The organism is Peribacillus sp. Bi134 (genome assembly GCF_918698065.1).
In the GTDB taxonomy this organism is placed as follows: domain Bacteria; phylum Bacillota; class Bacilli; order Bacillales; family DSM-1321; genus Peribacillus.
The window spans coordinates 25,949-39,829 of record NZ_CAKKLN010000010.1; the positions used below are offsets into that span (position 1 = coordinate 25,949).

Annotated in this window: 16 protein-coding genes and 2 pseudogenes; 16 read left to right on the top strand and 2 right to left on the bottom strand. The window is 35.6% G+C overall.

All coding sequences use genetic code 11. The annotated features are described in order from the left end of the window. Positions 1–137 precede the first annotated feature (137 nt). The 7 genes from LQ188_RS21970 (at position 138) to LQ188_RS22000 (ending at position 3,546) form a co-directional block, all read left to right on the top strand. On the top strand, positions 138–338 hold the full coding sequence (locus LQ188_RS21970; RefSeq protein ID WP_230178258.1) for a hypothetical protein: 201 nt from the start codon (positions 138–140) through the stop codon (positions 336–338). 274 nt (positions 339–612) lie between these two features. Beyond that, positions 613–822: a helix-turn-helix transcriptional regulator gene (locus LQ188_RS21975; RefSeq protein ID WP_101226121.1), complete on the top strand. Its 210-nt coding sequence runs from the start codon at positions 613–615 to the stop codon at positions 820–822. Next, positions 819–1,283 (top strand): hypothetical protein, encoded by a 465-nt coding sequence (locus LQ188_RS21980; RefSeq protein ID WP_101226122.1) that lies wholly within the window; start codon positions 819–821, stop codon positions 1,281–1,283. Before LQ188_RS21975 ends, LQ188_RS21980 begins: the two co-directional genes overlap by 4 nt. Positions 1,284–1,484: 201 nt before the next feature. Next, positions 1,485–1,955: a hypothetical protein gene (locus tag LQ188_RS21985; protein WP_061461637.1), complete on the top strand. Its 471-nt coding sequence runs from the start codon at positions 1,485–1,487 to the stop codon at positions 1,953–1,955. Between the two features lie 348 nt (positions 1,956–2,303). Continuing rightward, positions 2,304–2,441, top strand: a complete 138-nt coding sequence (locus tag LQ188_RS21990) for a hypothetical protein (protein ID WP_157830938.1) — start codon at positions 2,304–2,306, stop codon at positions 2,439–2,441. Between the two features lie 112 nt (positions 2,442–2,553). After that, the gene (locus LQ188_RS21995) at positions 2,554–3,099 is read left to right on the top strand and encodes a GrpB family protein (protein WP_101221494.1); all 546 of its coding nucleotides are present in this window, start codon (positions 2,554–2,556) and stop codon (positions 3,097–3,099) included. Between the two features lie 306 nt (positions 3,100–3,405). Beyond that, entirely contained in the window at positions 3,406–3,546 is a 141-nt protein-coding gene (locus LQ188_RS22000; RefSeq protein WP_157830939.1) for a hypothetical protein, read from the top strand. On the opposite strand, the pseudogene LQ188_RS22005 reads toward LQ188_RS22000, so the two are convergent. Further along, positions 3,537–3,692 (bottom strand): annotated as a pseudogene (locus LQ188_RS22005) (transposase); the annotation flags it as partial. The gene LQ188_RS22000 and the pseudogene LQ188_RS22005 sit on opposite strands and share 10 nt — an antisense overlap. Before the next feature lie 384 nt (positions 3,693–4,076). Here LQ188_RS22005 and LQ188_RS22010 point away from each other — a divergent pair. The 8 genes and pseudogenes from LQ188_RS22010 to LQ188_RS22045 all read left to right on the top strand — a co-directional run bounded on the left by LQ188_RS22010 (position 4,077) and on the right by LQ188_RS22045 (position 10,957). Beyond that, a complete protein-coding gene (locus tag LQ188_RS22010) occupies positions 4,077–4,271 on the top strand; it encodes a hypothetical protein (RefSeq protein ID WP_101221495.1) in 195 nt (64 codons plus the stop codon). An 89-nt stretch (positions 4,272–4,360) separates the two neighbouring features. Continuing rightward, complete coding sequence (locus tag LQ188_RS22015) at positions 4,361–4,576, top strand: hypothetical protein (protein WP_101221496.1); 216 nt, start codon at positions 4,361–4,363, stop codon at positions 4,574–4,576. 36 nt (positions 4,577–4,612) lie between these two features. Further along, positions 4,613–5,177, top strand: a pseudogene (locus tag LQ188_RS22020) (ABC transporter permease); the annotation flags it as partial. Between the two features lie 469 nt (positions 5,178–5,646). Next, positions 5,647–8,262 (top strand): phosphoenolpyruvate synthase, encoded by a 2,616-nt coding sequence (gene ppsA, locus LQ188_RS22025; RefSeq protein ID WP_230178260.1) that lies wholly within the window; start codon positions 5,647–5,649, stop codon positions 8,260–8,262. A gap of 350 nt (positions 8,263–8,612) precedes the next feature. Further along, the gene (locus LQ188_RS22030; protein ID WP_101221498.1) at positions 8,613–8,891 is read left to right on the top strand and encodes a metalloregulator ArsR/SmtB family transcription factor; all 279 of its coding nucleotides are present in this window, start codon (positions 8,613–8,615) and stop codon (positions 8,889–8,891) included. A 101-nt stretch (positions 8,892–8,992) separates the two neighbouring features. Next, entirely contained in the window at positions 8,993–9,376 is a 384-nt protein-coding gene (locus tag LQ188_RS22035) for a VOC family protein (protein WP_101221499.1), read from the top strand. A 292-nt stretch (positions 9,377–9,668) separates the two neighbouring features. Continuing rightward, positions 9,669–10,295, top strand: coding sequence for a GyrI-like domain-containing protein (locus LQ188_RS22040; protein WP_230178262.1), 627 nt, complete (start codon positions 9,669–9,671; stop codon positions 10,293–10,295). Positions 10,296–10,774: 479 nt separating this feature from the next. Next, the gene (locus tag LQ188_RS22045) at positions 10,775–10,957 is read left to right on the top strand and encodes a hypothetical protein (protein WP_230178263.1); all 183 of its coding nucleotides are present in this window, start codon (positions 10,775–10,777) and stop codon (positions 10,955–10,957) included. Between the two features lie 446 nt (positions 10,958–11,403). Here LQ188_RS22045 and LQ188_RS22050 read toward each other — a convergent pair whose 3' ends face one another. Beyond that, positions 11,404–12,306, bottom strand: coding sequence for a DMT family transporter (locus LQ188_RS22050; RefSeq protein WP_101221502.1), 903 nt, complete (start codon positions 12,304–12,306; stop codon positions 11,404–11,406). 160 nt (positions 12,307–12,466) lie between these two features. Between LQ188_RS22050 and LQ188_RS22055 the strand changes: the two genes are divergently transcribed. Next, a complete protein-coding gene (locus tag LQ188_RS22055; protein ID WP_230178265.1) occupies positions 12,467–13,843 on the top strand; it encodes a PLP-dependent aminotransferase family protein in 1,377 nt (458 codons plus the stop codon). Positions 13,844–13,881: the final 38 nt, after the last annotated feature.

Below are 13,881 nucleotides of genomic sequence, written 5' to 3' on the forward strand. Positions count from 1 at the left end.
GTTAAACGGCTTGAACCAACAGACGAACATAATAGGTTGCTGCGGCAACCTTTTTCTTACGGAACTAACGGGACAGAATAGTTCAAGAAAGATAACAAAAAATATTAGTGAATATGTTTGGCGTGAAAGGAAAAGTAATGGATAAGGTAAAACTTTATTTAAAATATCGAAAGAAAACATATATTTTAAATACTGCACTTTTTATTGCAGGTTTCATTGTTGTTACCTTTATATTTGGACCTCCGAAGTATTATGTTGTCCCCATTTTATCAATGATAACGGCTTATGGTTTTTTAGAGTTTGTAGAATATAAACGTTGGAAAAAAGAAAATTATTGAGTTTAGCATCCTCAACTAACGGGTGCTTTACTTCAATAAGGAAGGTTGCTGAGGCAGCCTTTTCTTATGGCACTAACGGGGCAGGTTACTGCAAGAAGAAAAGTGAAGAATTATAATTATATAAGAACGGGAATTGGAATATCTTTATTATTGATTAAGTTTTTAAACGGAAAAAGTAATCAATATTTTTTTGCTTGTAATGTAAAACAAACTTTACAAAATGTAAAGTCAACTATACAATATAAGTAGCATATACTATAAAAGGTGGTATTTTATGGTGTTAAGGAACCGAGTAAAGGAATTAAGGGCTAAGTATAATATGACACAAGGTGTTCTTGCAGAGTCTGTAAATGTCACAAGACAAACGATTGTGTCTTTAGAAAAGGGAAGCTATATACCCTCACTTTTACTAGCTATGAATATTGCACATACATTTACTTTGCCAATTGAAGAGATTTTCTTTTTAGAGGAGGATGAAAAATGAGCGTTTTTCGTAATGTGTTTATTTCCGTTATTTTGTTGATATTGTTTGGATGGGGGATGATAGCATTTTATTATGCATCAATTGATATCTCGGAATTTTTTAAGGATTCTAAACAAACTACTATGTTTGAATTAAATTTAACCCCAATATTAGCTTTTGTTTGTTTAGGAGTAATAGTATCATTTATTACTAAAAGTAAGAAGAAAAAGAAATATTGGGCAAAAGCATTGCTACTACCTGATGAGTTTAAGGAAAGTGATGAACGAGAAAAGCAAATTACTAGTCAAGCTTGTAGAGCATCATATATTAGCATGATACATGCATTTCCGATAATAACAAGTTTACTGCTTTTTTATCCGTTTATCTCTGAAACATATCCATACTATCCTATTGTTATATTTTTGTTATTGCCGTTAACACAAGTTGTTACTTATCTTATTTCATGGAAGAAAAATTATTAGTAATACTTTTACCCTTATTAAAAGTAACGGGTGCTTTAGCTGAAGAACGGAGCTGTCTTTAAGGCAGCTTTTTCTTATGGAACTATCGGGGCAGTTTAGTTGATTAAGTAAAAAAATGACAAACAGCGAAAATGGGATAATATGGATTATTGATGTATAATTGGATTGAAATTAGAAAGGGTGAAAAATAGGGGGTATGAAATGAAAGGCTTTTTTAGATTATTTATAGGAATGTTTTTAATTTTTATATTAACAGGATGTATAGGAGAAGATTATGATGTTGGTGTTCCAACTGCTCATTTATATTCAGAAGACCTTGCTACATCTGTGCAATTAGCAGAAGGAAATGTCAGTTGGAGTTCATCAAGTGGAGATGTAGATCAAAAAATAGATGATATTCAAGAATTCGGATTATCACAAGAAAAAATGAAGGTTACTGCTAACGAAAAAGTTTCCTTAGATTTTCAAGAGAACGTAAGAAATGGTGGAGATATTTGGACAGACCCAAAAATAACAGTTGCCCTACTGAAAGATGAACAACGAATTGAACTCGAATTGCATGAAAATAGGGAATTTCAAATCCCCAATAACAAAGGGGGGGATGTTTTAGAAGTTGTATTCACAAGTTCAAGAGGTACTGCCCAATATGTAGGGAATATCTTAATTCAGTGATAGTAAAAATCCCTTCTTTTTGAACAAAAGGGGATAATGCTTTAGTTTTTCACCTTAGAATGCGGTGTTTGATACCATAAACGATTATGATTAATCAAAATCAACCAAGAACTTTAACATAGCCTTTTCTTATCTTGAAACGGGGCAGCATTCCTGTATTAACTGAAATACTAAAAAGTTTGTGAAGAAACCTACTTAAACTAACGGGTGCGTTAGCTGAAGATCGGAGCTGTCTTTAAGGCAGCTTTTTCTTTATGGAACTAACGGGGCAGGTTAGTTGCACAAGGATTATTTATTATCGTTGAAGAATATATACTCATAAATAGTACAGGTTGAGGAGAGATATAGGTGGATAAAGGCAAATTAGAGTTAATAAAAGTTGTGAGTTTAGCTGTAATTGCAATTAGTTCAGCAATAATAGCTTGGAGAATGGGTAAAGTTGTTAATTACTTGTATGACTTAGTTATGTTATCAGGAAATGGCTAATTCTTTTCTTTCCTGCTAGGCCTTTTTCTTTTATCGAGGCAGGTTTGTAAAAGAATGCAGGTACAAAGATTTTTCTGTAACTGAAAAAATTAAAATCTTGAGGGAGAGTAAAATGAAAGATATTCATGATGAAAGCACATGGCCCGTTTGGGCTAATGAGACAATAGACATTGTCGAACCAAATCCCAAGTGGGTAGAAAAAGGTAATCAGGAAAAAGCACTTCTTCTTAATCTTCTTTCAACTTTCGGCATAACGGAAATTCAACATTATGGAAGTACATCTATTCCTAATTTACCAGCTAAACCAATCATTGATTTAATTGCTAAAATTGATTCATTTCAAAAAATAAAAGAAATATCTTCGTTGTTAGCTAATCACGACTGGAATTATGTACCACCTAACATAGACAATCGACTTTGGCAAAGATTTTTTGTAAAAGTAATTAACAACAAACGAGTAGTACATTTACATATTTTACTTGAGGGAGAAGAACGGTGGGATAATCAGCTACTTTTTCGTGATTTATTACGGACTAATCAGCAGTTTATTGATGAATACGCTATTCTTAAAAGAACTTTAGCAAAAAAATATAGCAATGATCGTGAAGCGTACACTAAAGCAAAAACAGAATTTATCAATTATGTTCTTAAATCTTAGTTGCGAACTAATATAAACTTGTGAAGAAATATACTTAAACTAACGGGTGCGTTAGTTGATTAAGGAACACAAATATAATCAATCCTTTTTATAAAAGAATAATTATTAAATATAAAAGGGCATGTTTTGATTAATCTTTTTTCAAAACATGCCCTATCTATTTATTCATTTATTAAGGTTTTTTTGTATTAATTTTTGATCAAACTTTGTTTCAAAGCTACACTATCACATAGAATATAAAAATATATAAAAATCTAACAATCGTACTTAAAGAAATAATTTGGTGTACTTATTAAGGGGGATAAAATGAACAAAAAGAATTTTCTATTAATTGGAAGCCTTGTGTTTTTAATTTTTTTAGGTTGGTTTGCATATCAAAAAGCAACTGATGATACCTATGAGGGGATGTCTATTATTCCAGAACAACACAAAGATATTAATGAGTAACAGTAGGTTTTTTGTGTATTATTGCTTTTTCCTGTTGTATCTAAATATTTTATGTACTTTAATACAGAAAGAACAGGAACCCCATAATGGTCTACAAGCATATATCTTTTGATGCCATTCTCTAATAGAACTTCTTGAACTTTCATTCTTTCGCCTCCTCATAAACATAATCCCTTACTCATGTATCTCTTATATATTAAACATTTAATACTAGGAATAAATAGAATGGAAAGCAATTATAGTATGTAAAAAAATAGTGGATAGTCTATGTCATTTTGAACATAGTATCCACTATTCATTATAGTACGGTTAAGCTACGTATTCCCTCTTTTGTTGAATATATATCATAACCGTCTATCCATCGGGTAGGCGTTTTTTATCTTCCTTGTAAACTAGGCATACAGAAATACATGATCTACAACATATAAAGTGATTGTAATATCATGTGCCTAGTTTAGAGCGAATAAACAATTAGGAATCCTTGCCTTTTAATTGAATATAAATAGTATAAAAATTAAGGGGGAGAAAAGGTGGATATATTTGATGAACATGCGAAAGTGCTAAAAAAGTTGTTTGACAATAAAAAAGCACAAAAAGAAATTATAGAGAAAATGGGAAACGGCATAAATTCAGAGTTGGAGAATCAGTTGCAAACATTAAAAAAGGAATACTGCGTTTTGAGCAAATTAGAAAGAACATATGATGATCGCTATGAATTTAATTAAAATAGAGCACTTATACATTAAGGTGCTTATTATTTGCAGGAAAACGTCTCATTTTTGTCGTATTGGTTAAACGAAGGGGATGACAAAAAATGAATGATGATTATGAGAAAATCGGTATTTTATTGTCCAATATGACGAACGAATTAGTGTCGAATAGAGTAAGGGTTAAAGCTATAGTAGAATTACTGATTGAAAAAGGTCAGATAACCTACGAAGAGTATGAAAAAAGTTTTGAAAAAGTGTTTGAAAGAGATGCAAAGTCATTTAAAGATGATTTAATAAAAGACGTCAAGAGTAGTGAATAAAAGCAGAGGGCATCCATTAATTTGGGTGCTTTTTTTATCCTGCCGATTGCGAGTGGTATCTCTCATACGGCTTACCGCCTATTTTTAGATACTCAAAGGAGCATATTCGGGAGGTTTCACTCCATGCCGATTTCGCGTTCCACCGTGCTGTGGGGGCATGTGCTAACCTCGCTGGTATCCAATGCCTTTTCCGTTGTCGTAATCATTCTCGTTGCTCCAATATGGACTTTCGATTATCGACGGGGGTGCTGTCATGGCTCGCCGTATCCGGTATTCTTGCGCTGTTTACGCTGGCCCTGACTTTGGATCGCGGCGACTGCCGGACTGTCCGCAAAATCAGTGGACGGTGCAAGCGCCCTTTCCTATTCGTTAATCTTCCTGCCGTTTATCAGCTCAGCGTTTGTACCAACCGAGTCGATGCCGTCGGTAGTTCGCGCCTTTGCCGAAAATCAACCGGTAACCTCGATAGTGGAATCCATTCGTGCGTTGTTGTCAAGTCAGCCAGTGGGTAATGATATATGGATTGCTCTTGGGTGGGGCATTGGGATTCTGATAGTGGCTTATACCTTTTGCAATAAGGGTGTATAAAAAGCGGGTATGATGAATGTGAGGGAAAAGATAAAATTAGCAGAGGTCAGCTACAGAGATTAAAAAAAATCGGTTCCTAAACATAAAAAAGAATTGCATGGGCATGACGTATACAATGCATTGAAATTTTCGGAATAACAAAGCGTTTTAGTATCCGAGAATAGACATTAAATAATGATGATTATGGTATGAAATTACCGTCATTTCTTTTAAAGTACTAAATTAAATCATGATGATACAGTTCTGCCAGGGCAAATTTATTTTGATTCTGGTATTTTTTAAGGAAATGTAAATCATTCGAGGTATATGAACTGCTTTCAAGGGGATAAACCGGGGCATTTGGTTACTGTATGATAGTTGAACTCTTACTCTTCCTAATTTAATTATAGCATATAAGAAATGGTAAATATAGACTATTTATTCTTAATTGCTACTGCTAAAATACAATAGACCTTTATTGAGATTTGTGGGAGGGATATAGAATGGGTTCATTGGTTCTCGGTTTTCAGGAGATGGAAAAAACACAGCTATTGCTCGTTGGCGGAAAAGGATTAAATTTAGGGGAATTATCAAAAATTGAAGGAATACAAGTACCAGAAGGATTTTGTGTTACAACCGTGGGATATCAAAAAGCCATCGAACAAAACGAAACGTACCAAGCTTTGTTGGATCGACTGACAATTCTAAAAGTAGAAGATCGTGAACAAATTGGTGAAATCAGCAGGAAGATTCGACAAATCATTAAGGATGTAGAAATTCCTTCCGATGTTGTGAAAGCAGTTACTCACTTTCTCTCCCAGTTTGGTGATGAACATGCATATGCAGTCCGTTCTAGTGCGACTGCGGAAGATTTACCACATGCCTCTTTTGCTGGTCAACATGACACTTATTTAAATATTATCGGCGTCGATGCCATCTTGCAGCATATCAGGAAATGTTGGGCTTCCCTATTTACGGATCGCGCGGTAATCTACCGTATGCAAAATGGATTTGACCACAGTCAAGTTTATTTATCCGTTATTGTCCAAAGGATGGTTTTCCCACAGGCTTCAGGGATTTTATTTACAGCTGATCCGATTACTTCTAACCGAAAGCTGCTATCAATCGATGCCAGTTTTGGACTTGGAGAAGCACTGGTTTCTGGCTTGGTTTCTGCCGATTGTTATAAAGTACAGGAAGAGGAAATCGTCGATAAGATGATAGCAACCAAGAAATTGGCTATCTATGGACGAAAAGAAGGCGGAACAGTGAAACAACAGGTCGATCCGGATCAGCAAAAGACACAAACACTTACTGATCAACAGATTTTACAACTGGCACGCATCGGAAGACAGATCGAAGCTTATTTTGGTCGCCCACAAGATATCGAATGGTGTTTGGTTGATGATACATTTTATATAGTCCAGAGTCGGCCAATCACTACTTTATACCCGATCCCTGAAGTGAATGATCAAGTAAATCATGTTTATGTATCTGTCGGTCATCAACAAATGATGACCGACCCCATGAAACCATTGGGATTGTCTTTTTTCCTGTTAACGACTCCTGCACCTATGCGTAAAGCAGGCGGAAGGCTGTTTGTTGATGTCACACATATGCTGGCTTCACTTGACAGCAGAAAAATGTTATTAGATGCAATGGGACAACATGATCCGCTCATGAAAGACGCACTCATTACCATAATAGAGCGAGGAGATTTCATAAAATCTTTACCAAATGATAAGCAAGAACAGAGTTCCGGTAAAAGCAATAAAAGTGTGTCGTCTGCGAATTCTAGGGCACAAATCGAAAACGACCCGACAATCGTTTCTGATTTGATTAAGAACAGTCAAACATCGATAGAAGAGTTAAAACAAAACATCCAAACGAAATCGGGGTCGGATTTATTTGATTTTATTCTGGAAGATATCCAGATATTAAAGAAGATTTTATTTGACCCACAAAGTTCAGCTGTGTTTATGGCTGCTATGGATGCTTCATCATGGATCAATGAAAATATGAATGAGTGGTTAGGAGAAAAAAACGCAGCAGATACGCTTTCTCAATCTGTACCAAACAATATTACCTCGGAAATGGGTCTGGCGCTACTGGAGGTCGCAGATGTGATTCGTCCTTATCCGGAAGTCATTAATTATTTACAATATGTAAAAGATGATAACTTTTTGGGTGAACTGGTTAAGTTCGAAGGTGGACAAAAAACGCAAGAAGCTATCTATGATTATCTCGGCAAATACGGCATGCGAGGTGCCGGGGAAATCGATATTACTAGAACTCGTTGGAGTGAAAAACCAATTACACTTGTCCCGTTGATTCTGGGTAACATTAAAAACTTTGAGCCTAATGCTAGTAAACGGAAATTTGAGCAAGGGCGACAGGCAGCTTTGAAAAAAGAACAAGAGTTATTAGATCGATTGAAGCAATTACCGGATGGTGATCAAAAAGCCAAGGAAACAAAACGAATGATCGACCTAATCCGGAATTTCATAGGTTATCGTGAATATCCCAAATACGGCATGGTTAGTCGCTATTTCGTTTATAAGCAGGCTTTACTGAAAGAAGCCGACCAACTCGTACAAATAGGCGTCATTCATGAAAAAGAAGATATATACTATCTCACTTTTGAAGAACTTGGCGAAGTAGTACGCACAAACAAACTGGATTACCAGATCATCAGCAAACGAAAAGACGAGTACAAATTTTATGAAAAACTAACTCCCCCACGTGTAATCACATCTGATGGTGAAATCATTGTAGGTGAGTACAAACGAGAAAATCTCCCAGCCGAAGCTATTGTAGGTCTGCCTGTTTCTTCCGGTGTTATTGAGGGAAGAGCACGTGTCATCTTAAACATGGAAGAAGCTAATCTAGAGGATGGAGATATATTAGTCACTTCCTTTACTGACCCTAGCTGGACACCATTGTTTGTTTCCATAAAAGGCTTAGTCACCGAAGTTGGTGGACTGATGACCCATGGAGCAGTTATCGCACGTGAATATGGCTTACCAGCAGTTGTTGGGGTGGAACATGCGACTGAACTGATAAAAGATGGGCAACGAATTCGAGTGCATGGGACAGAGGGGTATATCGAAATATTGTAATTGCTGAATACCTTACAGTATAAAGGTTTTTATATTGAAATTATTATCGAATAATCATTTTTGTGTTCTCTAAGGCCATTAAAATGCCAAAAATCCCTGCTTTTTGATCAGGGATTTTTTTCTATGTTAAATGATTGTAATCGATTTTAAACACTACAATGGAGTAACACTTCATATGAGATGCTAGTGTGTTACTTTTTTGTTGAAAAACAGTTTGAATTTCTATAATGATTCAAACTACAATTATGTCACTTTAACTTGATAAGATTGCATGATACGGTTCCTTTATCATGCAACTATACAGTTGCCTATGATTGACAAGCAACCGTAGAGTTGCTTATAATCGATATATGAATTGGGACAAAGACGCTATATTCAAAGCACTAGGCGATTCGACTCGTCGACTTATATTAGACGAACTATCCGAACGCAATGAGTTGACGTTGTATGAACTTACGGTACGTCTCATTATGAAGCATGACCTTTCCATTTCGAGACAGGCGATAGCTAAACATCTTTCTGCTTTGGAAGATGCAGGGCTCGTAAAATCTAAACGAAAGGGAAAATATCGTGTACTTATGTTCAACAACGAACCACTTAAGAACTTGTTGAAAGGATGGATAGAGTAATCTTTTCGGAACAGGACTTCTGACGAATATGGGTTGTTTTGCTTGCAGCCAGATTGTAGCAGATCACCATACGTTGCAAATATCTAAGGAGGCAAAACATTATGAAAATCATTGTTACCAGTATATTCGTACAAGACCAAGACAAGGCACTGGAATTTTATTCAAAAAAGCTGGGATTTGAAAAAAAGCATGACGTTCCCATGGGGAAATTCAGGTGGATTACGCTTGTTTCTCCCGATGATCATGACGGTACCGAGCTTTTACTTGAACCGAATGAGCATCCTGCCGCAAAGGAGTATCAAAATAAGATATTTTCCGAAGGAATCCCAGCAACAATGTTTGGCGTTTCAGATATTCGTAAAGAGTACGAACGATTATTGGAAAACGGTGTGAAGTTTACTATGGAGCCGACAAAAATGGGCGAAGTCACAATAGCTGTCTTCGACGATACATGCGGCAACCTCATTCAAATAATGCAGCAGTAATTTCATGACGAAATAGAAGTAATTGTTATATGAGAGTAAAGCTTTTCTTGTATAAAATTAAAGGTACGATTGTGGAACGAGAAGTAGAAGGGTGGTACAAATATGTACCACCCTTTCTATCTATCATATTGGTCAAAAGGTAACACAAAAGATGTACGGGAATAGTCCAGCTTATTTTGATTTAGTGAAACAATAAGGGCTTGAAGGAATTGTTGATGAAGGTTTAATTAAAAGGACGTTGAAGCAGTAATCAAACATACTGAAAAGTTATAGAGAAGGGGAACAAAAACTTATGAAGTACGAATGGAGAAAACAAGAGAAGAATTTATATATCCCAAAACAAAAATCTGAACTTGTAACAATTCCTGAACAGAAATTCTTTTCGATAAAGGGAAAAGGAAATCCAAATGAGCACGAATTCGCTGAAAGGATAGGTGTTCTTTATTCATTGGCTTATGCGGTCAGAATGATGCCGAAGCAGGGATACACTCCAGATGGATATTATGAATATACCGTATATCCATTGGAAGGAATATGGGATTTAACAGAAGAGGGAAGAAAAAAAGATTCTTTAAATAAAGATGAATTATTATATACGATCATGATTAGACAACCAGATTTTGTAACAAAAGAAGTGGTGGAGAGAGCATTTGAACATGTAGGAAAAAAGAAACCACATCCATTTCTAAATGATGTAAAGTTCGGTACATTTCATGATGGATTATCTGTCCAAATGCTTCATGTAGGTCCATATGATGATGAACCTCAAAGTTTTAAATTAATGAATGAATTCATAAAAAATAATAATCTTGAAAGAACTTCATTACAACACAGAGAAATATATCTTTCAGATTTTAGAAAAGTCGAACCTGCAAAATTAAAAACTGTTTTGAGATATAAGGTTAAGCCAATAGACTAGGATAAACTCTTTAGTTTGTAGACAAAAGGGTTCTATCAAAAGTTAAAAAAGTTGATTGGAACAGGTGTGTGTGACTCCTGCGGATTTGCCTATGACCATCGTTAAAAAGCGAAATCCAGATAATAGTATTTTCCAATAGATCACGCATATTGATTTTAGTTGTAAAATAATAAGAAATAAATTGTACTCATGGGACACCACAAATCCGGGGTGACCCAATTGGAAACGGGGAATAGCTGAAGATCGGGAGCTGCCTTAAAGGCAGCCTTTTTATTATGCAGCTATCCGGGGCAATTTTGTGGAAGAAGGATTCACACTTGCTCACGAACAACTATTAGAAAAAGCATGTAAAGGTGAAACTGAAGAACTATAATAGTGATCTTACATATAGTAAAAAGTGAAATTTCATAAAGTGGCAAAAGGTAAAAGAAGCACCTCCATTTTTCGTGGCGAATGGTGACCAGGACAGGTTAGTGTCCGTGGAAAATTCCCGACGCTTCACGGAGCATCGGCGTGGTTCCTCATCCAATCCGGTTGTTTATGTCGAACTTCCTGGTGCTGGGCACAATTTTGATTTGTATCACTCCATACGGACCGAAGCAGTCGTGAATGGCATTGAAGCCTTTGTGGATTGGGTTCAAGCCAATAACAAACGTTTATGATAGCAAATACTTAAACTATAGGTTGCATTAGCTTAAAAAAATTATAGAATTTCAACACACCACTTAATGAAGGAAAAGAGTGTTAATCCTTTTTTGATCAACACTCCCGTTAGGGCAGTAGCATTCACTTTGTTTTTTTAGGTTTGATTTCTTTAATAATGAAATCTGTTGCTCATTAGTGTTTGGGATTTTTTCCAGTTGCTAAACAATTAACTTTTGTCTTAGTAATGGATGATTTTGACTTATCTTTGCTTTCGCTTCAAATGTTTTTGTTTAATATTTACGCTAAATGAGTCCTGTAAGCCATCCATTATGTTTAAGAAAAAAGGTTCGCAATGTTATGTTTCCTCATAATGTCAAAGGCAAGTGTTGAGTCTTTACTGTTAAATTGTGCAGGAATATACATTTTTTATTTGATTATACAGAAATCACAATTAAACATGCAGTTAGGTTTTCCCCGATACAGCTCTGTTTTTTGATACAGGAGCATTTTTGCCTAATATAACAGAAAAGACAACAATCACTGCTATTATAAGAGTGAAAATTGTGATGGATTCATTTAGAAATACTGTTGCAAATAGAATCATCAAAAATGGTTGTAAGTATTGAATCTGGCTAACTCTTGCTATCCCGCCCATAGCCATTCCACTATACCAAGCAACATATGCTAGAAATTGACTAACGACTGCGAGATAAATGAAACTGATCCAAGCTTGTAAAGGGGCATGAAGCATTTCATTCGTGAGGTTTAGCCCAACTGGAATAACGAAAAATGGAGCACCGATCATAATTGCCCAAGCAATCACTTGCCAGCTGCCTATTTCTTTCGCTAATTCCCCCCCTTCTGCGTAACTAAGTCCAAGTATGATCACTGCTGCCAGTAAAGCTAAATCGGCAAATTGCAATTGGCCGAATCCAAGATGAAGTGCATACATAACTACCGCTAAAGAGCTGATTATACTTGAAATCCAGAATTTGAGAGATGGGTTTTCACCTGCCCTAAATATAGCAAATCCGGCTGTTGCTAACGGCAACAGAGCTAATTCCACAGCTCCATGAGAAACAGGCAAGGTTTCCATTGCCCAAGAAGTGAGGAGAGGAAATCCTAAAACTGCACCAAAAGCAACTATAAGTAGACGTTTGAATTGGCGAAGAGATGGTAGCTTTTCTTTTCGAACAATTAGTACCACGGCTACTAAAATAGCGGCAACAACCGTTCTTCCTAAACCAACGATCGTAGTCCCAAAATATTCTACTGCAATACTTGTAGAAGGGAGCGTTAAACTAAAACAAATGACCCCCACTAATCCCAAAAATAATCCGAATTTTTCTCTTTTTTCTCCCCGCATCTGTTCCAACCCCAATCTTTATACTTTGTACCACATCTGTACCATTTTTTATTTAACTTAAAAACAGTTTTGATATAATTAACATACTATGAGTATGCTCAATAAAAATAAACCATTTTTTTACCTATCTGTCCTGGTACAGATGAAGGGGGATCAATATATGAACTCAAAATATATAAAGATAATGGAAGACATTAAGCTTCGCCTTGAAGATGGTTCGCTAATTGCAGGCAGTAAGCTTCCTTCGATTCGTCAGTTATCTGAGTATTTTTCATGTAGCAAAAATACGGTCATTAAAGCATACGTAGAACTTGAAAAAGAGCATTTAATTTATTCTGTTCCTAAAAGCGGCTACTATGTTGTGAATGAATATCAAAAAGAGACGGTAGAAAATGAGGTGATTGATTTTTTGTCTGCCGGTCCAGATAAAAATGTTATGCCTTATGTGGAATTTCAACATTGTATGAATCAAGCAATCGACCATTATAAAGAAGAGCTTTTTACATACTCTGATCAACAAGGGCTTTACTCACTGCGAGTACAGTTGGTGAAATATTTGCAAAACTTACAGGTGTTCACTCAACCGGAGAGATTAGTGGTTGTTTCTGGCTCGCAGCAAGCCCTTAATTTATTAGTTTCTATGCCATTCCCGAATGGAAAAAACAATATTCTAATTGAACAGCCGACTTATTTCGGATTCATTGAGTCGATCAATCTGCATCAAGCTACTACTTTTGGTATTGAATTATCAATGGAAGGGATTGATCTTGATCGATTGGAATACATTTTTCGAAATAATGATATAAAATTTTTTTATATTATCCCGAGATTTCACAATCCACTTGGACATAGTTATACGAATAGCGAAAAGAAAAAAATCGTTGAGTTAGCTGAAAAATACGATGTATATATAGTGGAGGATGATATTTTAGGAGACCTTGATCCAAACCCAAAATCTGATCCTTTATTTTCTTTTGATCCTTCTGGGAGAGTGATCTATATTAAAAGCCTATCGAAAATCTTTCTCCCAGGATTAAGGATTGGTACTGTCGTTCTTCCTGCATTAATGATTAACAATTTTTTGCGATATAAATTCAGTTCTGATTTTAATAGTTCAGCACTTTCTCAAGGTGCGCTAGAAATCTATTTGAAAAGCGGTATGTTTTATAGTCATCTCAAAAAAGTAAAAGAGGTATACCGTACTAAAATGCAAATCCTTCAAGAAGCATGTGAATTATTGCTGCCGGCTAATACATCTTTTTCTAAACCGAATTCCGGATTCTATCTTTCCATCAGTTTGCCCGAGAATGTGAAAGCAAAACAGGTGGTTCATATGCTAAACGAGCAGCATATATATGTTGATGATGCCTCCAGAATGTTTTTAGCAGAATATAAAAAGGAAAATCTCGTTCGATTATGCATCTCTCAAGTGAACGAGAATCAAATTAAACTAGGGGTAGAACGATTGGCTCACTGTATTGCTTTAATTGATAGTAGAAAAAAACATATTACTCCAAATAACTTTTTACTCATTTAGAAAGTGTCGGGTTTTTCCCGTCACAACCTATATATAAC